Below are 24961 nucleotides of genomic sequence, written 5' to 3'. Positions count from 1 at the left end.
GATTGATATTGCTTAGAATAGAGACGAATAGAAGTCATAAAGAGAGTGTGGTTTTATCATGAAAAAAGCAATTGGGATTCTTTGTTATCCATCCGTCGGCGGGAGTGGGGTCGTCGCGACGGAGCTTGGTATGAAATTAGCGGATCGTGGACATGATGTCCACTTCATTACATCGAGCATGCCGTTTCGCTTGACGGAATATCGGCCAAACATCACGGTCCACTTGGTTGAAGTCAACCAGTATTCCGTTTTTAAATATCCACCATACGACATTACGTTAGCGTCAAAAGTCGCAGAAATCATTGATTTATTCGATCTTGATGTCATCCATGCCCATTACGCCGTTCCGCACGCGGTCTGTGCAGATCTCGGGCGAAACATGGCAAAGAAAAAAGGTGTCGCCGTCGTGACGACGTTACACGGAACGGACATCACCGTCATCGGGCAAGATTTAGAGATGCAACCGGCAATCCGGTACGGCATCGAACGATCAGACGCGGTCACGGCCGTCTCCGAGAGTCTAGCGATTGAGACGAATGCGACGCTCAACGCACACTACGACATCGATGTCATTGCGAACTCGATTGATGAGAGTGTCTATTATCCGATGCGGGATGAACGCTTGAAGCGGCATTACGGCATCGAAGCGGACGAAGTCGTCGTCATTCACATCTCGAACTTCCGACCGGTCAAACGAATCGATGATACGCTTGCGGCGTTCGCCATTGCAGCGAAAGACCGGAAGATGCGTCTGTTGCTCGTCGGGGATGGTCCAGAGATGGGACAAACGAGACGTCGCGCAAAGGAACTCGGCATTTATGACAAAGTGATCTTTGCCGGTAAACAGGAACACGTCGCGCAATTGCTCGCCATTAGTGATATTCATGTCCTGTTGTCTGAAAAAGAAGCGTTCGGGCTCGTCGTTCTTGAGGCGATGGCAATTGGCGTCCCGAGTGTCGTCTCGACAGCAGGTGGCTTACCGGAAGTCATACAAGACGGCGTAACCGGATATATCGTTCCGACCTACGATGTCAAAATGGCTGCGGCACGAATCGGTGAACTCGCGGATGATCCGATGTTACGGGAACGGATGGCAGAAGAGGGCATTCGCGATACGCGTCGTCGTTTTGATTCGAATGAGATTGTTCGTCGTTATGAACAAGTCTATGAACGGGTGTGTGCGCGTCATGAACTTGCTTGAAGGCGCACATCATATCATTCAGACGATCGAGGAGGCCGGTGGTGAAGCGTATATCGTCGGTGGTGCCGTTCGTGATATGTTGCTCGACCGGACACCAGGAGACTATGATTTAGCGAGCTCGATGTTACCGGAACAGATCATCGATTTATTCCCTGTTGTCATTCCGACAGGACTCGAGCATGGAACCGTGACGGTCGTTCTCAACCACGTGCCGTACGAGATCACGACGTTTCGCTCAGAAGCAACGTACAGCGATCGCCGGCGACCGGACGAGGTGACGCTTGGCGTTAGTTTGGAAGAGGATTTGACCCGGCGTGACTTTACGATCAACGCGATGGCACTCAGACCATCAGGTCGTGTCGATCTGTTTGGAGGAGCGCGTGACATCGAAGAGCGGATCATCCGGACGGTCGGCGAACCAGCCGAACGTTTTAATGAAGATGCACTTCGAATGATGCGGGCGTTCCGCTTCATGAGCCAACTGGATTTCTCGCTTGACGAAGCAACTGAACAAGCAATCGTTAAACTCGCTCCGCATCTAGCGGCCGTTGCGATTGAGCGGATCGCGATCGAGTTCGAGAAGCTCTTACTTGGTCCTGGAAAACAGCGGGCGTTACAGGCGATGCTCCGGACAGGAATCGAACGCTACCTTCCCGGCATGACTTCAGAAATCGTCAAAGGACTCGCGCAGCAGTCGTTTCAGGGTGTTTCAAAGGATGCCGTCTGGACACTCGTACTCGATGCCGGTCTCGCGAAAGATCAATTGACGCGCTGGAAACGATCGAAACATCAAGTGCAGCTCGCAACGCGTTTAATACCTCTGTTACACCGACCGTTACAAGACTGGGATCGTTATCGATTGTCGGACGAGGAACTGATGATCCTTCGGGAAATGACCGGAACGGATTATCCAGAGCGATCAGACTTACCGATTCGCAGTCGTAAAGAGCTCGCTGTCGACGGAAAAGACATGATCCGCCTCGGTCTTCAAAAACAACAGATCAAAGAAGCACTTTTGCATTTGGAATACAGTGTCGTCACGCGCGCTTGCCTAAACGACCGCGTGACATTATTGAAGGAGGTAGAGCGATGGCGCACTCAGTCCGAGAACAAATCTTGATCGCACTTCGTCAGCGAACGTGGTACTCCGGACAGGAATTAGCAGAGACACTAAATATTTCACGTACCGCTATTTGGAAACATATGCAAACCTTGAAGGAAGAAGGATACCAGATCATCTCGAATAAAAAACAAGGCTATCAATTAGTCGATGAAGGCGATTTGCTGACACCGATTGCGATTGAACAATGGTTAACGACAGCGCGCCTTGGTCGCCACATCCTTCATTTCGAAGAACTGGACACGACGCAGCGGATTGCACATGAGCAAGCGCAACAGCAAGCGCAGGAAGGAACACTCGTCGTATGCGATCACCAGACGAATGGACGCGGACAGCTAGGGAGAACGTGGCATGAGGCGAAAAATGAGGGCATCGCGATGAGTCTACTCGTCCGACCAGATGTACCGATGCACCAAGCAGGTCAATTAACGCTCGTAGCAGGTATTGCACTTGCACAGTCTCTCCGGACATTCGATGTTCCGGTTACGATTAAATGGCCGAACGACATCTTGATCAACGGTCGTAAGGTGGCAGGCATCTTGACGGAAATGCAGACCGAGGCGGACCGAATCAGTTCAGTCATCATTGGCATCGGCATCAATGTGCATCACGAGCAGTTTCCGGAAGGGATCAAAGACCGTGCTACCTCGCTCGTCCGAGAATCAGGAAGAACTTTCCGACGTGCGGAGGTCGTCGCGACGTTTTTGAATCGATTTGAACGACTATACACACAGTGGCTCGAGCTAGGGTTCGGATCTTTCGTCTCCGAGTGGGAAACACTCGCAGATCGCTTACATGAACGAGTGACGCTACGGACACGTCAGATGACCGCTTCCGGAACATTGCTCGGTATTGACGAGACGGGCACGATTCGGATTGAGACGGAAACGGGGGAAACCCGTTTCCATTCGGCAGAGCTGATTTACTGGGAAAAAGAATAAAGGTTTGAATCAGACGGTTTGCAGAGAGCTTTTCCCGTCATGTATAATAAAGCCACGGATGGTATCCGCTTGCCGGAACCATACCGAATTGACAGGTGCCAGTTTTAGCTGTTTCAACTGCCTTGATCTTAACGGACAGGGACAGAAGGACGATATTCAATTATTCCGCCTTCTTTTCCGCATGCATTTATTTTGGAGAAGAAGGCGTTTTCCTTTTGTCCTCCCTACACACGTAAGGAGAGAACACGATGCACACAATGGGTCCAATACTCAAAAAACAACAAGCTGGAGAGAAGCTCGTCATGTTGACGGCGTATGATTATCCTTCAGCAAAACTATCGGAGGCAGCAGGAGTTGATATGTTGCTCGTTGGCGATTCCCTCGGAAACGTCATCCTCGGCTATGACTCAACGATTGCCGTCACGGTCGACGACATGGTTCATCATGCGCGTGCGGTACGCCGCGGCGCACCACAGACGTTCATGATCGTCGATATGCCGTTCGCAAGCTATCACGGTTCATTTGATCGCACGCTTGAATCAGCGGCGCGTATCTTTCAAGAGTCGCAGGCAGATGCCTTGAAGCTGGAAGGGGCAGGGGAGATCTTAAAGACGATTCGTCGTTTGACGGACGCTGGGATGCCTTGCGTCGCGCATCTCGGATTAACACCACAATCCGTTGGTGTCCTTGAAGGATTCAAAGTCCAAGGGAAATCATTAGAAGCAGCCGAACAACTGATTGCAGACAGTTTGGAAGCAGAGCGTGCCGGAGCGAAGATGCTCGTCCTCGAATGTGTGCCGCATCCGCTCGCGAAACGCATTCAAGAGCTCCTCTCGATTCCGGTCATCGGCATCGGTGCCGGTGCAGACGTCGCCGGTCAAGTACTTGTCTATCATGACATCTTGACGTATGGTGTCGGTCGTTTACCGAAGTTCGTCAAAGCGTACACGGACTGGAATACTTCAGGAACGGAAGCAATCGCTGCTTACGTCAAAGACGTCAAAGCCGGTGCTTTCCCTGAACTAGCACACTCGTTCCAGATGGACGAAGAACTGATTGGTGCGCTTTATGGAGGGACTAAGGAATGAAGATCATTCAGGACGTCCAGACGTTACGCGAATGTTTAGCGGGAGCCGGTTCAATCGGTTTTGTACCGACGATGGGATTCTTGCATGAAGGGCATGCCTCCTTGCTCAAACAAGCACGACAAGAGAATGATGTCGTCGTCTTGAGTATTTTCGTCAACCCGACACAATTCGGACCAAACGAAGATTTGGATCGTTATCCACGAGACGCGGAACGCGATCAGAAAATCGCGGAGGCAGAAGGGGTCGATTATCTGTTCTATCCGACGAACGAGACGATGTATCCGCTGGATATGGCCCGTGTTACGGTCCGCTCCGGTGATGATGTCTTATGCGGCGCATCACGACCAGGACATTTTGATGGTGTGTTGACGGTCGTCAGCAAACTATTGAACGTCGTCCGTCCAACCCGTGCTTATTTCGGCTTAAAGGACGCACAACAGCTCGCATTGATTGAAGCGTATGTCGCTGATTACTTCGTTCCGGTTGAGATCGTCCGTTGCCCGATCATTCGCGAAGCGGATGGTCTAGCAAAATCGTCACGCAATGTCTATCTTTCGGAAACGGAGCGGGCGCAAGCACCAGGAATTCAGCAGGCGTTGCAACAAGCGAAACAAGCACTCGATCAAGGGGTGCCTGTTGAAACGGTTCTCGAGCGGACGCGCGAAGCACTTCGATTCGAAGGGACGACAATCGATTACGTCGAAGCCGTCGACTACCCGTCACTAAGACCCGTCACTGAACAAACGACTACGATTCTCTTAGCAGTCGCCGTGCAGTTTGCATCGGCACGCTTGATCGATAATTTACTATATACGAGAGGAGCATGACGATGTTACGCACATTCATGCACGCTAAACTACACAAGGCCCGGGTCACCGAGGCGAACTTACACTATGTTGGTTCGATTACGATCGATGAGGATTTACTCGATGCTGTCGGGATTCTTGAAAATGAAAAAGTCCAAGTGACGAACAATCAGAACGGTGCACGGATTGAAACGTATGCGATTAAAGGTGCTCGTGGTTCAGGTGTCATCTGTTTGAACGGTGCGGCAGCACGCCATTTCCAAGTCGGGGATGAGGTCATCATCATGGCGTACGCGCAACTATCGACGGAAGAAATCGCGACACATGTTCCAAAAGTGGCTGTTCTAAATGAACAGAACGACATCAAACAAATGTTGTCTCAAGAAATCGCCCACACGATCTTATGAAATTTTAGAGACCCGATCATGTCAGCGGGTCTCTTTTTTTGTTAAGATGAAGAATGAAATGCCATCCGGTCATGGAGAGGATGGATAAAAGGTGGAGGATCAGTGTTGAAGAAAAAGTACGTCGTAGTCGACCTGGAAACGACAGGTCATTCCATAAAGGCTGGCGATGAGATGATTGAGATCGGCATGGCGGTCATTGAAGATGGACAGTTGACAGAACAATTGTCTGCCTTCGTGCGTCCGACCCAACCGATTCCTCCATTCATTTCCCAGTTGACGGGCATCACGGATGAGGATGTCAAAGAGGCCGAGACATTCGATGTCATCGCACCGCGTGTCTTATCATTGCTCGACGGTGGTGTCTTCGTCGCACATAATGTGCAGTTCGATTTAAACTTCTTAAACGATGCGTTAGAAGAGGAAGGATACTTGCCGTACACAGGTCCTGTCATCGATACGGTCGAACTCGCACGAATCTTACTTCCGACAGCAGAAAGCCACGCGCTGTCGCATCTGTCAGAGTCATTACAACTTGCCCATCAAGAGGCGCACCGGGCAGGGAGTGACGCTTCGGCGACGGCTGAATTGTTGCTTGAACTACTCAAACGACTACATACGTTGCCGCTTGAGACATTGAAGCACTTAAGACGTTTATCACCACGCCTGTTCAGTGCCATCGAAGAGGAAATCGACCATGCGATTCGTTTAGTCGGCATCGAGGAGGATTCACAGTTTGATCGTTTCCGTAAAATCGCTTTGAAAAAGCGCCAGACGATAGAGCGGTTGGCACATCCGCCCGTTCTTGAACCGTTCGGACCATTTGTTGATGAATTGAACACCGTTACGTTCCCTCGTCTATTCGAAGGATATGAAGAGCGACGTGGGCAGCTCGAGATGATGCGTCATGTCTATCAATCGCTCGATCAAGAAACACCGTTACTCGTCGAAGCGGGAACAGGAACAGGAAAATCGCTCGGTTATCTTGTGCCTGCAGCGCATTACGCACTTGAACATGAAGTCCCGATTGTCGTCAGTACGCACACGATTCAATTGCAGGAGCAACTATTCGCGCGTGATTTACCGCTCTTGCGTCAACTGTTCGATGCGCCGGTCCAGATTGCATTGCTTAAGGGACGGAGTAACTATATTGATTTACGGAAATTCGAATTTTTCTTGAATGATCAAGAGGATGCTTATAACTTCACGCTCGCAAAAGCAATTCTACTCGTCTGGTTGACGGAGACGGAAACGGGAGATTTAGAAGAAGTCAGCTTACCAGGCGGTGCAGCGCAAGGCAATATCGGGATCAAACAGTTGATCCAGTCTGATAGCCAATCGCAACTCGGGCGGTTTGACCCGTGGTACAGCCGGGACTTCTTCCAACATGCGATTCGCCAAGCAAAGGATGCAACGATCATCGTCACGAACCATGCCTTGTTGTTTAGTGATCTGCAGTTCGAAGCCGGGGTCTTACCGAAAGGAAGTCCGTTGATTCTTGACGAGGCACATCAAATCGAAGAGGTCGCGAGCCATCATTTTGGTCTCGTCTTTGATGGACATACGTTTGATCGTCTGTTCCGACAACTCGGGTATTCGTCCGATAAAAAATTATTACACCGCTTGCTCGATCTGTCGGAAGAATGGGACATCGCCGAGATGGTCGAAGCCCATAGTGAGACGGTCGATGAGGCACTGACGACGTTGCTCGAAGAGGCAGACGGTCTATTGATGATTATTCAAGCATACGGGCTCGAACTGGCTTCCCGCAAAGCACGACGGGAAGGAATGGTCAGCATTCGCTTCAAGCGACTCGACCGTTCGATGCGTGCCGTCCAGGAAAGTGCCAAGCGGGTTGAATTGGTGTTGCGGCGTTTGCGTCAAGCAATCCGGGCGATTCATAAACTGTTCCATGAACACCGGGAGCAGATGAGTTATCGCGAACGTTCACTCGTCGCAGATTTAAAAGCGATCACGTCACAAATCGAAGAAGCGGAGCTCGCCATCTTCGAGACGATGCTTGCCCCGCACGATGAGACGGTATCTTGGATCGAGACGTCTGTTAAGAACCGGAAACTAACACGGGTCTACACACAACCAATCGACATTTCAGAGCGACTGCGACGCGATGTCTTTTCGAAACGGACGTGTATCCTGACGTCTGCGACGCTGACTGTCTCGAACAAGTTCCAGTTCATTGAGAACCGTTTAGGGCTCGATGCGTTCGAGACACGTCGTTTCGTCGTTCCGTCGCCGTTCGGATATGCCGATAACGTGCGATTAATGATTCCGACGGATCTCCCGCTCCTACAGGATGTACCATTGCCGGAATTCGCAGAGACGATTGCGGAAGCCATCTTACAAATCGCAGAGGTGACGGAAGGACGGATGCTCGTCTTGTTTACCTCAAATGACTTGCTAAGACTGACGCATGAAGCGACGAAACCGCTGTTACCTGACCGGTTTACGTTACTCTCGCAAGGGGTCACGCAAGGTTCACGGCAACGACTGATGAAACAGTTCAAGCAACTCGATGCCTGTATCTTGTTCGGAACGGCTAGCTTTTGGGAAGGGGTCGATATCCCAGGAGATGATCTTAGTTGTCTCGTCATCGTCCGACTACCGTTCGCGCCACCGGATCAACCGATCGTCCAGGCACGCTCGGAACGGATCGAAAAACTCGGGAAATCATCATTTTTCGAATACAGCTTACCGCAAGCGATCATTCGCTTTAAGCAAGGCTTTGGTCGCTTGATCCGGACGACGAACGACCGAGGTGTCGTCTTCGTACTTGATCGCCGGATTGAGACGACGCGTTATGGAAAACGGTTCGTCACGAGTCTGCCGAAAGTACCTGTTTTATCAAAACCGCTTGATGAACTGACGGCAGAACTAGAATTGTTCTTGAATGATGGCGATTAAGTCTATTCAGATAAACCCTATCGCATTATAATAGATAGAGAAAAATGAGGGAGGACATACAGATGGATTCAAAAATTGAAACACTTGCGACCGTCAAAGTGAACCGCCATGACGATACGTATAAAATCGTCGACTTGTTGAATCGAACACTGAAAACGGAAGATTTAATGTTCGGTCTTGCTCTCGATGAAAAAGACAAGGAGCAGATGGTCTTTACCATCTACCGCACATGAAGTGGAAAATCACGCTTGGTCTGCTAAGTGCACTCATCCTTTTGACTGTACTTGGCACCGCCGTTTATCAGGTGACGATCGCTGAGGCAAAAGACCGGGAACAGAGCGTCGCCGAACAAGCAGAGGCGCGTCTGAAAAAAGAACTCAAACCGACGGACGTCCGGTTCGAATCTGTCTTTAACGGGAAGCGTCAATATGTCGTTTTTACGATGAAGCAGAACGAACAGGCGGTACGGGCGTTCGTTCCGAAAAAAGGAACGATTGAGACACGACCAGTTGCTGATGGTATTGCCATCAAAACGGTCATCGCGGATCATCCGGAACTAGGAGACATCGTGTCTGCTAAGTACGGCTTTGAGGATCGTGCCGTCATCGAGATCGTTTCAAAGACGACGACAGGCTATGATTATTCGTATTATACGTATCAAGAAGGTTCTTTCATCAAACGATTACGAATCAAGTAAAGGGAGTGGGCGACATGTTATCGAAACGCGTACGACAATTGACACCATCTACGACGCTAGCCATCACAGCGAAAGCCAAGGCACTACGTGAAGAAGGTCAAGACATCATCGGTTTAGGTGCGGGAGAGCCCGACTTCAATACACCGGAATTCATCATCCAAGCAGCATTCGAGGCAGCAGAAGCGGGCGATACGAAGTATACGCCGTCTGGCGGAACGGTTGCCTTGAAGGATGCGATCATCGAAAAGACACGCCGTGACTTATGGATGCCATACGAACGCTCAGAAGTCATGGTCGCTTCAGGAGCAAAGCATGCACTATCAACGTTGTTCCAAGCGATTCTCGATCCAGGCGATGAAGTCATCGTCCCAGCACCATACTGGGTCAGTTATCCAGAGCAAATTAAACTCAGTGACGGCGTACCGGTCATTTTAGAAACGGATGAATCGTCTCGCTTCAAAGTGACACGGGAATTGCTCGAGCAACACATTACCCCAAAAACGAAAGCACTCGTCTTGAATTCACCATCGAATCCGACAGGAATGGTCTATTCGAAAGAAGAGCTCGAGATGGTAGCAGATGTTGCGATCAAGCACGATCTACTCGTCATCAGTGACGAGATTTATGAAAAGTTGCTCTATAACGGTGCGACACATATTTCGATCGCGTCCTTGCCAGAGATGCGCGAACGGACGGTCATCATCAATGGTGTCTCGAAGTCCCATGCGATGACAGGCTGGCGAATCGGGTATGCAATCGGACCGAAGGAGATCATCTCAGCGATGACGAACTTAGCGAGCCATTCGACGTCGAACCCGACATCGATTGCGCAAGCAGCATCGGTTGCTGCGTATGCAGAAGGCGATGCACCGGTCGAAGCGATGCGTGTCATCTTTGAGGAACGACTTGAGAAAATCTATGCACGACTCATTGAAATCAAAGGATTGACGTGTCTGAAGCCAGAAGGGGCATTCTACTTGTTCCCACATGCAAAGCAAGCTGCCGAGATGTGTGGATTCGATAATGTCGATGACTGGTGTACAGCTGTTTTATCTGAAGCGAAGGTTGCCTTGATTCCAGGTTCAGGATTTGGTGCACCGGACTATGTCCGCCTATCTTACGCGACGGATCCGGCACGTGTCCTAGAGGCACTCGACCGGATTGAAGGATTCATCACGGCACATACAGCCGTTTAATAGAGAGAGGATGTTGACTGTTGAAAGCAATGATTCGGGATGTAAACAAATATGTAGGAGAAGAAGTGACGATCGGGTGTTGGTTAGCAAACAAACGCTCAAGCGGTAAAATCGCCTTCCTCCAACTTCGGGATGGCTCTGGATTCATGCAGGGTGTCGTCGTCAAAGAAACAGTCGGCGAAGACTTATTCAAGCAAGCAAAAGGCTTAACGCAGGAATCATCACTATGGGTGACAGGTGTCATCAAATCAGATGGCGGTCGGACAGCGATCGGTCATGAAATGGAAATTTCAAAAATCGAAGTCATCCATGAAGCGATCGATTATCCGATCACACCAAAAGCACACGGAACGGACTTCTTGATGGATAATCGTCACCTCTGGTTGCGTTCAAAGCGTCAGCATGCGGTCATGGTCGTTCGGAACGAATTGATTCGTGCAACGTACGAATTCTTTAACCAAGAAGGATTCATTAAAGTGGATCCGCCAATCTTGACAGGTAGCGCACCAGAAGGAACAACAGAATTGTTCCACACGAAATATTTCGATGAAGATGCGTACCTTTCACAATCGGGTCAGCTTTACATGGAAGCGGCAGCAATGGCACTTGGAAAGGTCTTCTCGTTCGGTCCAACGTTCCGTGCTGAAAAATCAAAAACACGTCGTCACTTGATCGAATTCTGGATGATGGAGCCTGAGATGGCATTCCACGATCACGAGATGAACCTCGAAGTCCAAGAAAACTATGTTTCGCACCTTGTGCAATCAGCACTGAAAAACTGTCGTGCGGAACTTGAGTTGCTTGGACGTGACTTGACGGTCCTTGAAAACATTAAAGCACCGTTCCCGCGCGTCAAGTACACGGAAGCAATCGATATGCTCAAGGAGCAAGGATTCGACGATATCGAATTCGGCGATGACTTTGGTGCACCACACGAGACAGCAATCGCAAACAGCTTCGCACGTCCTGTCTTCATCACGCACTGGCCAAAAGCAATCAAACCGTTCTACATGAAAGAAGATCCGGAAAACCCAGACTTCGTCTTGTGTGATGATTTGATTGCCCCTGAAGGATACGGGGAAATCGTCGGTGGTTCACAACGTGAAGAAGATCACGAAAAACTCCTCGCTGAGATGAAGAAACATGGTCTTGACGAGACAGGTGCTTATAAATGGTATCTCGAAACACGCCAATACGGTTCTGTTCCACACAGTGGTTTCGGTCTTGGTTTAGAGCGGACAGTCGCTTGGATCACAGGTGTCGAGCACGTTCGGGAAACGATTCCGTTCCCACGTTTGCTAAACCGCCTCTATCCATAAGCAGTAAGGAAAAACATCGACCCATCGTCTCGACGGGTCGATTTCTTGTTTAGACTAGAGAATCGAGGAAATACGATGAATCATAATTTAGTGCAATTATTCGAGGAAGGGACGGTCGTCTTACCGAAACGATTGTTCACCGAGGCAAAACGGTTAGGCATCAGTTTTGTCGAGTTCACGTTGATTGGTCAATTGTTTGCTTGCCGGGCAGAGGGCATGGAGATGCCGTCACCGGAAGAGTTAAGTAATCGACTTGGACTATCCGAGACGGAAACAATCGAGACGACACTCGGTTTATTACAAAAAGGATTATTGGCAATGGAGAACGTCAATGGGTCTGAACGTTATTCGCTTGTTCCGCTTTACGAAAAGCTGATGGCACCACCGGAACAGGAAGCACCGAACTTTGATACGATCAACCCGTCCGTCTTCCAACAATTCGAACGGGAACTCGGGATGATGTCACCGTTTCAGATGGAGCAGATCATTCAGTGGTTGACGATCGAGAACATTTCGGAAGAGCTAGTGCTTGCCGCACTTCGAGAAGCAGTCTATCATAATGTCCGCAAAATGACCTATATCAATCAAATTCTGCGGACATGGGAACGTGAAGGGATCAAGACGCTTGAGGATCTCGCAGGGCGGGGAGGTTAAGGAGATGTTACGAAAGGCAGAAATCGATCGGATTGAAGCAACGTTAGAAGAGATGTTTCCGGATGCATTTTGTGAGTTGATTCATCGCAACCCGTTTGAGCTGGTCGTAGCGGTTGCACTCAGTGCACAAGCGACCGACGTACTTGTCAATCAGGTGACGCCTGGGTTGTTCGCAGCGTATCCGGATCCTGCTTCGCTTGCTGCGGCACCCGTTGAGGAAATCGAGGATAAAATCAAACGACTGGGATTGTACCGAAATAAAGCCAAAAACATCAAAGCGCTTGCGGCACAACTCCTTGCGCAACACGACGGAGAAGTCCCGACGGAACGCGCCGGGCTCGAAGCCTTACCTGGCGTTGGACGCAAGACGGCGAACGTCGTCTTGTCTGTCGCTTTCGATGTACCGGCATTTGCGGTTGATACGCATGTCGAACGTGTTTCGAAGCGCCTCGGGATCTGTCGCTGGAAGGATAATGTCACGCAGGTTGAAGCGACACTGATGCGTCGCTTCAAACGGGAGCGTTGGTCAAAGCTTCATCACCAATTCATCTTCTTTGGACGTTATCACTGCAAGGCACAACGTCCGAACTGTGAAGCGTGCCCGTTACTCGACATGTGTCGAGAGGGGAAAAAGCGGACAAAAGGACTAGCTACACCATAAAAAAAGTGGATCCGAGATCGGATCCACTTTTTTTTGCATATCATCCATTCCAAGGAGTATCGGACCATTCACGACGCTTTTTCGTGATTGGTACTTTTTTGAATCCCCAGTTTCGGAAATCTTGGTCCGGACTATCACGGCGAATGTAAATCTTATCTTTGATGGCTTTAAAAATCCGGTTTTCGTCCCCATAATGGACAAACCGGGGTTTTACCTCGATGACACCACGACGAACGCGAGATAAAGGTAAGCAGACCAAGTCGGCAATCTCAAGACCAGATTGGTAGAGGTCGCTGTCTTTTTCAGCAAAGATGAAGCCTTTGATTTTTTGACGACTTTTTTCGACGTCGAGATGGACCGTTCCCGAATTGAAGATATCGAAGAACGCCTTTTGAATGAGCAAGTTTTGATAATCATCACGGCTTTCAAGAACAACACGCGCACTCGTTGCTTCTGTCTCATCGAGGAAGGAATAAAATGACTTCATCAAATGAGCGAAGGCAACGACATACGGATCCTTCGGTGTCGAGAAGAAGTCTTGTAGCTTCTGTTTATCGACTTCGACGCTGACGATCGTACAATCAATATCAACTAAAAATTCCGGCAAGGCGATCCAGAAATGTCGTAACATATCGATCGTGATGCCATCTTCTTTACCGTACGGATGCTCCGCTTTTAAAATCTCCTTCAAATGAAGCGGAATATGCGGATCTTCAAAAACTTTTGCCTTAAAATCCATCAAACGTTGACGAAGCGGACTTGGTTCACCGGTCTCGTCCGAATCGATGGCATATTTATATTCCATCAAGACACCCGTTAAGTTGAATTGTGTATTCCCTTTCGGTGTCCCAGTTTCATCAACGAACATGATGTATTTCTTCGGGGCAGGGGTTGAATTCTTAGGAAATCCTTTGACGTCAACGCCTTTGACGTTCGATTGTACCCGTTTGTTCAAATGAATCTCCTCCAATTGCACAATAATTACACAGTCTTTTCGAAAGAAATGCTCTTGATGCCACTTTACACGCTAGGCGGCTGAAAAGCTATAGCCTGATAAGTGAAACCGTAGAAACATTCTCTCGTATGATTAGGTGTTCGACTTAAGGAAGATAATTCCTGTTTTTTAATCGTTATTCTTCACCATTCATCAAGCGATCGATATAACGAACGGATTTAATCGTTTCATTGAAGCGTTTCAGACTCGTTTTTGGCTGAAATGCTTGAACGGAAATTTGCTTTAGTTGATCCACGGCGCTTTCGACCATGCTAGGTCGTAAGTAAGGACTATCCTGGGCATTCGTTTGCCACTGTGCAATCAGTTGATCCGCTCGTTCAACGAACGGTACGACGTCACGATTGAAGTCATATTCGGTTCCGGCACGTCCTTCTTGATAAATACGTTCAATCTCTTGTAATAACGGTTCAATTGTCATTGGTTTTTAACTACTCCTCTCGGCCGATACGGTACAATCACATATCATGGTACAATAAACGCGATAGGAGGGGAATCGTTTTGAATTACCCGAACGGGAAAAAATTTCAAAAGCCACTCGAGTCGCATGGAACCCGAATCAAGAAGGCGCGATCAACCGATTCGACCTTTTCGAATCGAGGGATGACGCTCGAAAAATTATTGAATGAAAGTAATACGTTTTACCTGACCCATAATCGGGCAATCATTCACAAGAAACCCACTCCGTTACAAATCGTCCAAGTCGATTATCCAAAACGGTCGGCAGCGGTCGTCAAGGAAGCCTATTTCAAGCAACCGTCGACGACGGACTATAACGGTGTTTATCGCGGAAAATATATTGATTTCGAAGCGAAGGAGACGACGAATAAAACATCCTTCCCGATAAAAAATTTTCACCCCCATCAAATCGCACACATGCGCCAATGTGTCGAACATGGAGGAATTTGTTTTGTCATCATTCGTTTCAGTCTGTATAATGTGCAATATGTGCTTTCAGTCGAGCACGTGTTCCCCTGGTGGGATCAGCTAGAAAGCGGACGAAAATCTATTCCGCTGACGGTCATTGAACGAGACGGTATCAAAGTCGAGACTGGCGCGTACCCTGCCATCGATTATTTAAAGGCAGTGGACGAACTATATTTCAATTCAGACACTTTTTGATTGAAGGAGAAGGATAGCATATGGAAAGAAGTCGTGTCGCACGTCGTGAAGAGACGAAGTCATCTGAGAAAAAGATGAAACGGACGAAACGTCCCCAAAAGAAAAAGTCAGGTGGAGGTTCCGGTGGGAAAGGTCCACTTTGGAAAAAGTTATTACTGATTGCTACCGGTCTATTCATCTTAATGATGCTGATTGGTGGCGGTTTTGCAGCATATGCCGTAGCTACTGCTCCTGAGCTGGATGAAGCAGAATTACGTGATGCTTTGCCGCTAAAAATTTACGCAAGTAATAAGAAGGAAATTACGAAAGGTGGAACGAGTCGGGAATACGTCTCGATTGATGAAGTCCCTGAAGTCGTCAAGGACGCATTCATTTCGATTGAGGACCGTCGTTTCTATCAGCACAATGGAATCGATTTCCGTCGTCTTGGCGGAGCCATCATCGCGAACGTGACGGACGGATTTGGTTCTGAAGGGGCTTCGACAATCACGCAACAGGTCGTCAAACAGTCGTTCCTGACTTTTGATAAGACGATTACACGGAAAGTCCAAGAGCAATGGCTCGCGATTCGTTTAGAACAGGACTATACAAAAGATCAAATTTTAGAGATGTACTTGAACAAAAACTACTATGGTCAAAATTCATTTGGCATCCAAACCGCTTCAAAAGCATACTTCAATAAGCCTGTAAATAAATTGAATTATGCGGAAGCCGCGATGCTCGCAGGACTCCCACAGCGTCCGACGGCATACGATCCAATTAAAGGAGATCCGAAGTTAACGAAATGGCGTCAGACGCAAGTACTCAATGCGATGCAGACGACAGGCGTCATTACAGAAGCACAACGGGATAAAGCAGTGAAGCAGCCAATCTCAAAATTGATCAATCCGGCACCGAAGTCAACAAAGGATGAATCTTACGATAGTGTCATCTTCGATATGGTATCAAAAGAGTTAGAAGATGATTTTGGCTTGGAAGGAAAAGACATCTATGGTCAAGGTTTAAAAATCTATACATCGATCGATAAACCGATGCACGATTATATGAACGAAGCCATCAAAAAAGACCAAATCGTTAAAATGCCTGAATATGCAGAGACAGCTGCTTCGGCAGTGAATACACAAACGGGTGAGATTTTAGCTGTCGTAGACGGAAAAAATCCGGGTAAGGGAACAGCGAGACGAAACTACGCAAATGAACCGCACCAACCGGGATCGTCCGCAAAACCATTCTTCGCGTATGGTCCAGCGATCGAGAACGATAAATGGTCGACTGCGAAGCAATTGACGGATAAACCAACAGAAGTCAATGGAAAAGAGATTGGTAACTATTATGATGGATACCGTGGCACGAATACGATACGCCACTGGTTAAAAATTTCAGCGAACACACCGGCCATCCAAACGTATCAAGAAATCGGTGGTGACCCAGTTCAAGCATTCGCTGAAAAATCAGGTTTGAAATTAGAAGACGATGAGTCGATTTCACCAGCTTATGCGATTGGTGGGATGAAGCATGGTTTCAATACGACTCAAATGGCTGGGGCTTATGCGACACTCGGAAACGGTGGCGATTATATCAAACCGCACCTGATCAAATCGATTGAATACAGTGATGGATCAAAAATCAAATCACCAGTCAAATCGAAAAAAGCAATGGAAGACTACACGGCGTATATGTTGACGGACATGTTGCGTGATGTCTTGAAACCAGGCGGTACGTTCCCAAGCGCTGGATTATCGTTTGACGCAGCTGGAAAAACTGGGACGACGAATGCTTACAAAGATGTCTGGTTTGCTGGATACACATCAGACGTTTCAATCAGTGTATGGACAGGAACTACGAAGTCCGGCAATAACAATGGTGCAGGGCTCAGTGGTCCGTATAACAGTACGATGGCGCAACAAATCTGGAAAGATTTCATCACGAAGACACGTGATCGTACGCCGGCACCATTTGAACAACCTAGTTCTGTCCTCAGTATCGGAAACGAATTGTACGTGAAAGGGACGAAGGAACCTGTCGTTGAAAAAAAGACGGTACCCGCTCCGACTGGATTACAAGCATCTTACGATGAAGACACAAAGAGCGGTGAACTGACTTGGAACTATAATGATGCTGCGCTTCGTGCCAATGGGTATGACGATGTCTCGTTTGAAGTGACAATGACGGATGCTGATGGTCAATCATCGACAGTCGGAACGAGCTCGACGAATCGAATTGCGATCAGTGGATTGAAGCCAGGTCGCTCGACATTCCAAGTCGTCGCGAAGGCTTCTGGAGAAAAATCAGGTCCGGTTTCGACGACAGTAACGGTCACGGATCCTGAAGCAGAAGAACCGACAACGGACGAACCGACAACGGACGAACCGACGACGGACGAACCGACGACGGATGAACCGACGACGGATGAACCGACGACGGATGAGCCGACGACGGATGAACCATCAACGGACGAGCCGACGACGGACGAACCGACGACGGATGAACCGACGACGGATGAACCGACGACAGATGAACCATCAACGGACGAGCCGACGACGGATGAACCGTCATCGAATGATGGGGCGAATGCTCAAAATAACTCAAATGTACCAGCGGAACGAAACAACAATCCGAACAATCCGAATAACAGTGGAGACGACTCTGAAGATTAATAAAGGAGCGTCACTTGTAAAGTAGACAAGACCAAAGACGAGTAGTTCGTTCTTTGGTCTTGCCTCTTTTTTTGTATAATGAGAAGTGGAAGGAAGTGAAGGCATGCAAGCGAAACAAACGCTCGTTGCATTTCTCGAAGAATTGAAACAGGACCGCTCGTTCATGGAGCGGATTACGTATATGAAAACGATGGAAGCGACAGCTGGGCGTTATGTCGATTTTCCAGAACGACTCCCGGAGCGTTTACGACAAGCCCTTCGCACACGTGGGATCACACAATTGTATCGTCACCAAGGGTTAGCGTTTGAACGTGTACAAGCGGGAGAATCGACGGTCATCGTCACACCGACTGCCTCCGGAAAGACCTATTGTTTTAACTTACCGGTCCTATCGCACCTGCTCGAGCATCCGAACGCGCGGGCATTATATCTCTATCCGACAAAGGCCCTCGCACAGGATCAAAATAGTGAATTACTTGAACTGATCGATCAATTAGAGGCGCCGATCCGATGTTTTACCTATGACGGAGATACGTCACCGACGATTCGAACAAAAGTACGAAAAGCTGGTAATATCGTCATCACGAATCCGGATATGCTACATTCCGGCATCCTACCACACCATACGAAATGGATCGAACTGTTCGAGAACTTGAAGTATATCGTCATCGATGAGCTTCACACGTATCGTGGCGTGTTTGGTAGTCATGTCGCCAATGTCATTCGTCGCTTACGACGGATTTGTCGGTATTATGGTAGTGATCCCGTCTTCATCATGACGAGTGCGACGATTGCCAATCCCAAGGAACTGGCAGAACGTCTGACGGAAAAAACAGTCGGTTTGATTGATGACAACGGTGCGCCAACAGGACGTAAACATTTTCTTGTCTATCAACCACCGATCGTCAACGCACAACTCGGCATTCGACGTTCTGCGACGCTTGAGACGAAACAACTGGCGATGCGTTTCATCAAGAAAAAGTTCCAAACGATCGTCTTTGCACGGTCACGCGTTCGCGTTGAAGTCTTACTGACGTATCTAAGAAGCATCTATCCGCATGAGCTCGGTCCGCGATCGATCGAAGGGTACCGGGGCGGTTATTTGCCGAGTGAGCGTCGCGATATCGAACGACGGTTACGTCAAGGAGAGATCACCGGTATCGTCTCGACGAACGCTCTCGAACTTGGTGTCGACATCGGTCAACTGCAAGTCTGTATCATGAATGGTTATCCGGGAACAATTGCTTCGCTTTGGCAACAAGCAGGACGAGCGGGGCGCCGTCAAGATGATGCGTTAATCATTCTTGTCGCTTCTTCCGGTATGCTCGATCAATATGTCGCAGAACGACCAGAGTTATTCTTGAATCAATCCCCGGAAGCAGCCCGACTTGATCCGGATAATCTGATCATTGCCGTCGATCACGTCAAATGTGCAGCGTTTGAACTGCCTTTTACGAAAGGAGAATCATTTGGAACGCTCGAGACGGAAGATATCCTCGAATACTTAGTCGAAGAGCGTGTCCTGCACGAACGTGGCGATCGATTTTATTGGATGAACGATGCGTTTCCGGCTCATGGAATATCACTTCGGTCGAGTGATCAAGAGAACGTCATCATCGTCGATCAGACCGAGGTACCGAATCGAGTCATCGGTGAAATGGATACGTTTAGTGCGATGACGTTGTTACATGACGAGGCCATCTATCTTCACGGAGCCGATCAATACCAAGTGGAGCATTTGGATTTCGAAGAGAAAAAAGCGTTCGTCCGTGCCGTGGACGTCGATTATTATACGGATGCTAATTTTTCAGTCGACCTTTCCGTGCTCGAAGAAGATGAACAGTATGCAGAGGGAGAATATAGTGTTGCGCGCGGTGATGTCAGCGTCCGCGGAATGGCGACGATGTTCAAGAAGATTAAGTTCGGTACGCATGAGAACATTGGGTCAGGTCCGATTCACTTACCGGAACGAGAAATTCATACGACAGGTGTCTGGTTCACGTTACCCGATCACGCACGCTCTTCGACAGAGCTCGAACAAGTGTTAGAAGGAGTCGCGAATAGTCTCAGACGTGTCGCGCCGCTTTATTTGATGTGTGATGCCAGTGATGTCTTCGTCGTGCCACAAGTCAAGGCGACACACACGCAACAGCCAACTGTATATCTATATGATCGTTACCCTGGAGGTGTCGGTCTCGCGGAGTCGATATATAAGCAACGTGGTGTCATGTTGCGTGCCGCCCGTGATTCAATCGTCACATGTCCTTGTCAGGACGGTTGTCCAGCTTGTATCGGTATGGTCGGCGTAGCTGACGAAAAAGAACGAACGATTCAGTTGTTGGCAGAAATGGAGAAGGAATTATCATGAAAAATCGTCTTAGACGTATGCTGAAATCTATATCAGACGCCGTACCAGAGAATCAAGTGTCTTCCGCACCTGAAGTGGAAACGCTGAAGGCACCAACCGGATGGACTGACGAACAGCAAGCCTGGATTGATCGTGGGGCCGATATCTTGACGTTCGAGGAAGAGTGGATCGTCAGGATCGACAAGCGATATGCATTAATAGATCGGCATGGAGATCGGAGTTTTGCCGAAGTGTATGAGTCCTTACAGCTTCCTCATCCACCGCTTGCACTGGATGTTCCACTTGAGCAAGTCATTTTCTTTGATACGGAGACGACAGGATTACGAGGAACCGGAACGACGATCTTTTTACTCGGGTTCGCGCGCTTTGAGAAGGGTGGATTGCTGATGCGACAGTATTTCTTACCACATCCTCACTTTGAAGCTGCTTTTTACCATCACTTCCTGCATGATATCGGAGATGATGTCCGCTTTGTGACCTATAACGGGAAAAGCTTTGATTGGCCGCAAATCAAGACACGTCATGTCTTTGTTCGGGAACGGGTTCCGCGATTACCGAAAGTCGGTCATCTCGATTTACTTCATGTCGCGCGGCGAATCTTTAAAGGAATGTATGATTCCTATCGATTGACAGCGATGGAAGAGCGAATTGGATTTGAGCGGGAAGGGGATCTACCTGGATTTTTGGCACCGATGCATTATTTCCAGTACGTCGAACACCAGCATCCGGATATCATGACAGGGGTCTTGCAACATCATCTGGATGATTGTCTGACGCTTGTCGGACTCTATGATGCGTGCAACCGACTCGTCACACATCGAGCGGAGGCGCCTTCCCCAATTCAAGAAAACATCGCGATTTGGCTGGCAGATCTCGGAATTCATGAAGGATCACACGCTCATTTTCAGCAAGTCAAAGAACTATCAGCAGAAGGATGGTTGCGCCAAGGATATTTGCATAAAAAAATGAAGAACCATGAACAAGCTCGAGAGTGTTTCTTGAAGAGCGACAGTTATTTAGGGTATGTCGAGCTTGCGAAGTGGGCAGAGCACATTGCAAAAGATCCGGTGCTTGCTTATGATTATACGGAACGAGCACGACAACACGTCGTGCGCCATCATTGGTTGATTACGAAAAAAGAACGAATTTTGGCAGAGCTGGATCATCGAGGACGTCGGTTGAAAAGGAAGTGTGACGTGTGAAAGTTGTCGCCATCACAGGATATAAACCCAATGAACTAGGTATCTTTGATCAAAAACACCCTGGGATCCGGGTCTTAAAGGCAGCATATCGAGAGCGGATGATTCGCTTAATTGAGGATCGAGGCACAGAGTGGTTTATCACGAATGCCTCACCGGGTTGCGAAATCTGGGCATGCGAGGTCGTACTTGAATTAAAGGAAGAGTATCCCCATATTCGTCTCGGTATTCTGTTGCCGTTCTTGGAACAGGAAGCACGCTGGAAAGAGCCAGTTCAAGCGCAGTACCTTTCCATTCTTGAACAAGCTGACTTCGTCGAAGCAATCAGCCAGAAACCGTATACGGATCCATCGCAGTTACGTAATAAAAACGAGTTCATGATTCAAAAAAGCCAAGGATTATTGTCGGTTTTTGATGAAGAACATGGAGGATCAGCGAAATTTTTAGTAGAGCGTGCTAGAATAGAAATGGAACAATCCGATTATCAGTTGTTTTTAATTACACAAGATGATTTATCTTGGCTCGAACAAGAATTACAATACAATGATCAGTGGGAGTGAAGAGGATGTATAAGCCATTGTTGACAGCGGACGATATTTACAAAAAGGAATTCAAAACCGGCCTCCGTGGCTATGTCATCGAAGATGTCGATGGATATTTGGATCAAATCATTAAAGATTATGAAGGATTCGAACGTGAGATCGAACGTCTGAAGAAAGAGAACGAGGCGTTAAAACAAGCACCAGCACAACCGGTAAAACGTGAAGAGCGCCGCGTCGAGCAAGCGGAGCCACAAGTATCAAGTTCATCGAACTATGACATGTTACGTCGTATTTCAAATTTAGAGAAGGCCGTTTTCGGACGTCCGCACCAAGATTGACTTATCAAAAAAGACATTTCTGTCAGATCAGAAGTGTCTTTTTTTATTTCCTTCTTTTTTGAAAGAATCGTCATCTGAACGAAAACGGTGTTAAGATAACTAATAATACATACTACAAAGGATGATGAACCATGTTACAAGTCATGACTGCTTCTGTTCCTCAACCACCGCGCCGTCGTTTTTTTGCAAGTAAACAAGTGAGTACGACGACGAGTGAGACGGATGCACTCTGTAATGAAATCCGTCATGTTTGTCGTTTTGATTGGATGTTGTTTGATCGGATTCGTCTTTCTGACACGATTGTCATTCCTTTTGCGCTGATCGGACCAAAAGGATTGTTCCTCGTGTTACAAAACGATGCGGTCGTAGAATGGATGACGGAGGAATCTTGTCATGTCATGGATTCTGAGCATGGAAGAAAAGTGTTTGCACTTCATCCCATCAATCAGTCGAAACAAATCGTTCAAGCGGTTCGAAAAACGCTAAAAGAACAAGGGATCATCATTCCGATTCATGGCATCACACTTTTTCCGAATGCACCACAGATGCGGACGGAACGAATTAAATTCCCGACGGGGCACAGTTTCAAGGATGTGCGGGCGTTCATCGTCTCAAAGAAATCCTCCCCTGTTCAAGAGCAAGAACGAAAACAAGTTGCGTTTTATCTCGCGCAGCAGCAGGAATGAACAAAGGCAGTGAAGCGCTCGCTTCACTGCCTTTTCGTTTGAATTCATCGTCTTGGTCGAGAAGCAAGAATGTCCTCAGCTTGATCCAAGTCTTCTTTCAAGACATACACCGCTACGCGATCATCCAAGTCTTTACTGAAACGCCGGAATAAAAACGAAGTCTTGACGCCGCGTTCGACTCGAATGTCTAAGTCAGCTGCTTCGAGTCGAGCAGCGTCCTTTAATAAATCTTCTCCTTTTTCACCAAATGCTTCCCCGATTAGTGACCATCGAAGGTTTTCCTTCGTTCGTCTGCTGACGATAACGAGAAATGCAATGACTAAAAGAATGATTAAAACCGTTCGAACTAGCTGTATATCCATCTTTACCTTCACCTCACCTACTATCATACCGAGTTAACGCGCATAAAGTAAACGTTCAACATAGCGGGCGAACGATTTACTTTTCAAACCTTGTTGGCGATACGCGATATAACCGTCAGGGCGAATTAAATATAATCCAGATTGCTTGATGCCAAAGCGTCTTGCCAGTTCACCACCTTGATCGACGACACCATCCTCTTTAAGGGATTGATGGATCGGTACTGTCTCAAATAGATCGGGATAGGTATAGGCGAGTTCCTTGAATGGCTCAAGAAGATCATCGGTTGCATTTTTTGGTAAGAACAGTAGTAATAAGAAATTCCGATCGGCACGACGTAACAATAGTTCGTTCTTTTTCGTCCGCGGGTGAACGACTTCACTGTAAGGCATCGGTTCACCTGGTTTTGGTGTCAATGGACTAAAGTGTCCTTGTGTGACGAAGGTCGAACTCGCTGGGTAGTGGCTGTTGAGCTGTGCAATCCGGTTCGTCACGAAATGATGTAAGGGTGCGATCTTGAGGCTATTACGAATGACTTTTTCCTGCAAGGGTAATAAAAAGGGAATATTGATTTGCAAGAGTTCCGTTGCAAGATTGGTTGATCGTAAAATCCCTTGTGCCGCTTCTCGACGTTCGACGCTATAAGAATCAAGTAACGGAAAACTCGCCTTGAACTGATGGACACACCATAGTTTCCAAGCGAGGTTCATCGCATCAGCAATTCCGGTATTCATTCCTTGACCACCGACGGGTGAATTGATGTGTGCTGCATCCCCGATCAAATAAATCCGGTGGTGTCCGAATTTCTCGATGATCCGGTTATGGACGCGAAACATCGAATACCAATGGACTTTTTTGAGCTCAAACGGTACTTTGGCTCGATTTTGTAAAAAATCGTCAATCGCTTTATGGTCGGTCGGAACAGGTCCGCTCGTTAGATTGCCGGTAATCCGGAACAAGTTCGACTGGAGAGGGAACGACTCGATAACGCCATGATCAGAGAAAAAAATATGAACCTCCTCAGAAGAGAGCGGCCAGTCGACCTCGATGTCAGCCAGTGCCCACGATTCTTTAAACGACTTCCCGCTGAACGGAAGCCCGAGCTCACGACGGACGAAACTGTTTGCACCATCTGCTCCGATGATGAAGGAAGCGTCGACCGTCTCTGTTTCTCCTTTATGTTGTAAGGATGCTGTAACGAATGTTGGAAATTGAGCAAACCCTGTTAATTCTGTTTCGCGCTCGACTACGTGTCCATATTTGGCGAGTTGCGCTTCAAGAATCCGTTCCGTCTCACTTTGAGGCAACAGCGTGACGAACGGAAAAGGTGTATTCAAATCCGTAAAATCAAGTTTTGCCTGCCATGCACCATTGACATAGAGGTTTCCTTGATTGATTTTGATTGCATTCTCCATCAAGTCTTCTGCAACACCAAGCCTTGCGAACAACTCCAGAGAACGCGCTTGAATCCCGATCGCTTTTGAGACGACAGATGGTCCGCTTGCACGTTCGACGATGCGAAAGGATAATCCATAGCGTGAGAGTGCGAGTGCGAGTGTTAAACCGGTTGGTCCGGCACCGATAATGAGGACATCTAATTTTTTATTCACGGATAACCCCCCTTAATTTACATCTTAGCCAAAACTCGTTACCATTAAACTATTGATG

25 protein-coding genes are annotated in these 24961 nt (G+C 48.0%); 20 read left to right on the top strand and 5 right to left on the bottom strand.

Annotated elements, in window-relative coordinates; translation table 11 throughout:
- The first annotated feature begins 58 nt into the window (after positions 1 to 58).
- From bshA to N179_RS06160, 3 genes are read left to right on the top strand one after another with little or no spacing between them, the layout of a single operon-like run.
- Complete coding sequence (gene bshA, locus N179_RS06170) at positions 59 to 1201, top strand: N-acetyl-alpha-D-glucosaminyl L-malate synthase BshA (protein WP_023468626.1); 1143 nt, start codon at positions 59 to 61, stop codon at positions 1199 to 1201.
- Entirely contained in the window at positions 1188 to 2321 is a 1134-nt protein-coding gene (locus N179_RS06165; RefSeq protein ID WP_235515908.1) for a CCA tRNA nucleotidyltransferase, read from the top strand. Before bshA ends, N179_RS06165 begins: the two co-directional genes overlap by 14 nt.
- A complete protein-coding gene (locus N179_RS06160) occupies positions 2291 to 3262 on the top strand; it encodes a biotin--[acetyl-CoA-carboxylase] ligase (RefSeq protein ID WP_023468624.1) in 972 nt (323 codons plus the stop codon). The genes N179_RS06165 and N179_RS06160 overlap by 31 nt, the downstream gene beginning before the upstream one ends.
- 37 nt (positions 3263 to 3299) lie before the next feature.
- Here N179_RS06160 and N179_RS17235 read toward each other — a convergent pair whose 3' ends face one another.
- Positions 3300 to 3422: a hypothetical protein gene (locus N179_RS17235; protein WP_256429275.1), complete on the bottom strand. Its 123-nt coding sequence runs from the start codon at positions 3420 to 3422 to the stop codon at positions 3300 to 3302.
- Positions 3423 to 3510: 88 nt separating this feature from the next.
- On the opposite strand from N179_RS17235, the gene panB reads away from it, so the two are divergent.
- The 10 genes from panB to nth all read left to right on the top strand — a co-directional run bounded on the left by panB (position 3511) and on the right by nth (position 13009).
- Positions 3511 to 4350, top strand: coding sequence for a 3-methyl-2-oxobutanoate hydroxymethyltransferase (gene panB / locus N179_RS06155; protein WP_023468623.1), 840 nt, complete (start codon positions 3511 to 3513; stop codon positions 4348 to 4350).
- A complete protein-coding gene (gene panC, locus N179_RS06150; protein ID WP_023468622.1) occupies positions 4347 to 5177 on the top strand; it encodes a pantoate--beta-alanine ligase in 831 nt (276 codons plus the stop codon). Before panB ends, panC begins: the two co-directional genes overlap by 4 nt.
- A 2-nt stretch (positions 5178 to 5179) precedes the next feature.
- Positions 5180 to 5563 (top strand): aspartate 1-decarboxylase, encoded by a 384-nt coding sequence (panD, locus tag N179_RS06145; protein WP_029341994.1) that lies wholly within the window; start codon positions 5180 to 5182, stop codon positions 5561 to 5563.
- A 105-nt stretch (positions 5564 to 5668) separates the two neighbouring features.
- The gene (gene dinG / locus N179_RS06140) at positions 5669 to 8482 is read left to right on the top strand and encodes an ATP-dependent DNA helicase DinG (protein ID WP_058713749.1); all 2814 of its coding nucleotides are present in this window, start codon (positions 5669 to 5671) and stop codon (positions 8480 to 8482) included.
- A 62-nt stretch (positions 8483 to 8544) separates the two neighbouring features.
- Entirely contained in the window at positions 8545 to 8715 is a 171-nt protein-coding gene (locus tag N179_RS06135) for a YpmA family protein (RefSeq protein ID WP_012370646.1), read from the top strand.
- Positions 8712 to 9179, top strand: coding sequence for a hypothetical protein (locus N179_RS06130; protein ID WP_075642522.1), 468 nt, complete (start codon positions 8712 to 8714; stop codon positions 9177 to 9179). The genes N179_RS06135 and N179_RS06130 overlap by 4 nt, the downstream gene beginning before the upstream one ends.
- 14 nt (positions 9180 to 9193) lie before the next feature.
- Entirely contained in the window at positions 9194 to 10375 is a 1182-nt protein-coding gene (locus N179_RS06125) for a pyridoxal phosphate-dependent aminotransferase (RefSeq protein ID WP_058704903.1), read from the top strand.
- Positions 10376 to 10404: 29 nt separating this feature from the next.
- Positions 10405 to 11694: an asparagine--tRNA ligase gene (asnS, locus tag N179_RS06120; protein ID WP_174316766.1), complete on the top strand. Its 1290-nt coding sequence runs from the start codon at positions 10405 to 10407 to the stop codon at positions 11692 to 11694.
- A gap of 75 nt (positions 11695 to 11769) precedes the next feature.
- A complete protein-coding gene (locus N179_RS06115; RefSeq protein WP_023468616.1) occupies positions 11770 to 12348 on the top strand; it encodes a DnaD domain-containing protein in 579 nt (192 codons plus the stop codon).
- A 4-nt stretch (positions 12349 to 12352) separates the two neighbouring features.
- Positions 12353 to 13009 (top strand): endonuclease III, encoded by a 657-nt coding sequence (gene nth / locus N179_RS06110; RefSeq protein WP_023468615.1) that lies wholly within the window; start codon positions 12353 to 12355, stop codon positions 13007 to 13009.
- 40 nt (positions 13010 to 13049) lie between these two features.
- Here nth and N179_RS06105 read toward each other — a convergent pair whose 3' ends face one another.
- Positions 13050 to 13964: a DUF3800 domain-containing protein gene (locus N179_RS06105; RefSeq protein ID WP_023468614.1), complete on the bottom strand. Its 915-nt coding sequence runs from the start codon at positions 13962 to 13964 to the stop codon at positions 13050 to 13052.
- A gap of 175 nt (positions 13965 to 14139) precedes the next feature.
- On the bottom strand, positions 14140 to 14442 hold the full coding sequence (locus N179_RS06100; RefSeq protein WP_023468613.1) for a DUF1798 family protein: 303 nt from the start codon (positions 14440 to 14442) through the stop codon (positions 14140 to 14142).
- A gap of 74 nt (positions 14443 to 14516) precedes the next feature.
- On the opposite strand from N179_RS06100, the gene recU reads away from it, so the two are divergent.
- The 7 genes from recU to N179_RS06065 all read left to right on the top strand — a co-directional run bounded on the left by recU (position 14517) and on the right by N179_RS06065 (position 22933).
- Positions 14517 to 15143, top strand: a complete 627-nt coding sequence (gene recU, locus N179_RS06095; RefSeq protein WP_035396916.1) for a Holliday junction resolvase RecU — start codon at positions 14517 to 14519, stop codon at positions 15141 to 15143.
- 20 nt (positions 15144 to 15163) lie between these two features.
- Positions 15164 to 17800, top strand: a complete 2637-nt coding sequence (locus N179_RS06090) for a PBP1A family penicillin-binding protein (RefSeq protein WP_075642521.1) — start codon at positions 15164 to 15166, stop codon at positions 17798 to 17800.
- 103 nt (positions 17801 to 17903) lie between these two features.
- Positions 17904 to 20168, top strand: coding sequence for a DEAD/DEAH box helicase (locus N179_RS06085; protein ID WP_023468610.1), 2265 nt, complete (start codon positions 17904 to 17906; stop codon positions 20166 to 20168).
- Positions 20165 to 21370: a ribonuclease H-like domain-containing protein gene (locus tag N179_RS06080; protein ID WP_075642520.1), complete on the top strand. Its 1206-nt coding sequence runs from the start codon at positions 20165 to 20167 to the stop codon at positions 21368 to 21370. Before N179_RS06085 ends, N179_RS06080 begins: the two co-directional genes overlap by 4 nt.
- A complete protein-coding gene (locus N179_RS06075; protein WP_075642519.1) occupies positions 21367 to 21927 on the top strand; it encodes an SLOG family protein in 561 nt (186 codons plus the stop codon). Before N179_RS06080 ends, N179_RS06075 begins: the two co-directional genes overlap by 4 nt.
- A gap of 5 nt (positions 21928 to 21932) precedes the next feature.
- Positions 21933 to 22247, top strand: coding sequence for a cell division regulator GpsB (gene gpsB, locus N179_RS06070; RefSeq protein WP_023468607.1), 315 nt, complete (start codon positions 21933 to 21935; stop codon positions 22245 to 22247).
- A gap of 131 nt (positions 22248 to 22378) precedes the next feature.
- Entirely contained in the window at positions 22379 to 22933 is a 555-nt protein-coding gene (locus N179_RS06065; RefSeq protein WP_075642518.1) for a nuclease-related domain-containing protein, read from the top strand.
- Positions 22934 to 22977: 44 nt separating this feature from the next.
- On the opposite strand, the gene N179_RS06060 is transcribed toward N179_RS06065, so the two are convergent.
- Positions 22978 to 23295: a hypothetical protein gene (locus tag N179_RS06060; protein WP_029341982.1), complete on the bottom strand. Its 318-nt coding sequence runs from the start codon at positions 23293 to 23295 to the stop codon at positions 22978 to 22980.
- Positions 23296 to 23328: 33 nt separating this feature from the next.
- On the bottom strand, positions 23329 to 24903 hold the full coding sequence (locus N179_RS06055; RefSeq protein ID WP_023468604.1) for an FAD-dependent monooxygenase: 1575 nt from the start codon (positions 24901 to 24903) through the stop codon (positions 23329 to 23331).
- Positions 24904 to 24961: the final 58 nt, after the last annotated feature.

Origin of the sequence: Exiguobacterium indicum HHS 31, assembly GCF_001939065.1 — a bacterium.
In the GTDB taxonomy this organism is placed as follows: Bacteria; Bacillota; Bacilli; order Exiguobacteriales; family Exiguobacteriaceae; genus Exiguobacterium_A; species Exiguobacterium_A indicum.
The sequence above is the reverse complement of the archived record's forward strand: the minus strand, read 5'-3'. Positions and strand labels throughout refer to the sequence as shown.

What these genes read in the sequence shown, in the direction of transcription:
- N179_RS06160 (WP_023468624.1), top strand. Translation starts at nt 2,291, where the DNA reads ATGGCGCACTCAGTCCGAGAACAAATCTTGATCGCACTTCGTCAGCGA.
- N179_RS06100 (WP_023468613.1), bottom strand. Translation starts at nt 14,442, where the DNA reads ATGACAATTGAACCGTTATTACAAGAGATTGAACGTATTTATCAAGAA.
- N179_RS06115 (WP_023468616.1), top strand. Translation starts at nt 11,770, where the DNA reads ATGAATCATAATTTAGTGCAATTATTCGAGGAAGGGACGGTCGTCTTA.
- N179_RS06090 (WP_075642521.1), top strand. Translation starts at nt 15,164, where the DNA reads ATGGAAAGAAGTCGTGTCGCACGTCGTGAAGAGACGAAGTCATCTGAG.
- N179_RS06165 (WP_235515908.1), top strand. Translation starts at nt 1,188, where the DNA reads ATGAACTTGCTTGAAGGCGCACATCATATCATTCAGACGATCGAGGAG.
- asnS (WP_174316766.1), top strand. Translation starts at nt 10,405, where the DNA reads ATGATTCGGGATGTAAACAAATATGTAGGAGAAGAAGTGACGATCGGG.
- N179_RS06130 (WP_075642522.1), top strand. Translation starts at nt 8,712, where the DNA reads ATGAAGTGGAAAATCACGCTTGGTCTGCTAAGTGCACTCATCCTTTTG.
- gpsB (WP_023468607.1), top strand. Translation starts at nt 21,933, where the DNA reads ATGTATAAGCCATTGTTGACAGCGGACGATATTTACAAAAAGGAATTC.
- bshA (WP_023468626.1), top strand. Translation starts at nt 59, where the DNA reads ATGAAAAAAGCAATTGGGATTCTTTGTTATCCATCCGTCGGCGGGAGT.
- N179_RS06085 (WP_023468610.1), top strand. Translation starts at nt 17,904, where the DNA reads ATGCAAGCGAAACAAACGCTCGTTGCATTTCTCGAAGAATTGAAACAG.
- panD (WP_029341994.1), top strand. Translation starts at nt 5,180, where the DNA reads ATGTTACGCACATTCATGCACGCTAAACTACACAAGGCCCGGGTCACC.
- N179_RS06060 (WP_029341982.1), bottom strand. Translation starts at nt 23,295, where the DNA reads ATGGATATACAGCTAGTTCGAACGGTTTTAATCATTCTTTTAGTCATT.
- nth (WP_023468615.1), top strand. Translation starts at nt 12,353, where the DNA reads ATGTTACGAAAGGCAGAAATCGATCGGATTGAAGCAACGTTAGAAGAG.
- N179_RS06065 (WP_075642518.1), top strand. Translation starts at nt 22,379, where the DNA reads ATGTTACAAGTCATGACTGCTTCTGTTCCTCAACCACCGCGCCGTCGT.
- panC (WP_023468622.1), top strand. Translation starts at nt 4,347, where the DNA reads ATGAAGATCATTCAGGACGTCCAGACGTTACGCGAATGTTTAGCGGGA.
- N179_RS06135 (WP_012370646.1), top strand. Translation starts at nt 8,545, where the DNA reads ATGGATTCAAAAATTGAAACACTTGCGACCGTCAAAGTGAACCGCCAT.
- N179_RS06080 (WP_075642520.1), top strand. Translation starts at nt 20,165, where the DNA reads ATGAAAAATCGTCTTAGACGTATGCTGAAATCTATATCAGACGCCGTA.
- panB (WP_023468623.1), top strand. Translation starts at nt 3,511, where the DNA reads ATGCACACAATGGGTCCAATACTCAAAAAACAACAAGCTGGAGAGAAG.
- N179_RS06125 (WP_058704903.1), top strand. Translation starts at nt 9,194, where the DNA reads ATGTTATCGAAACGCGTACGACAATTGACACCATCTACGACGCTAGCC.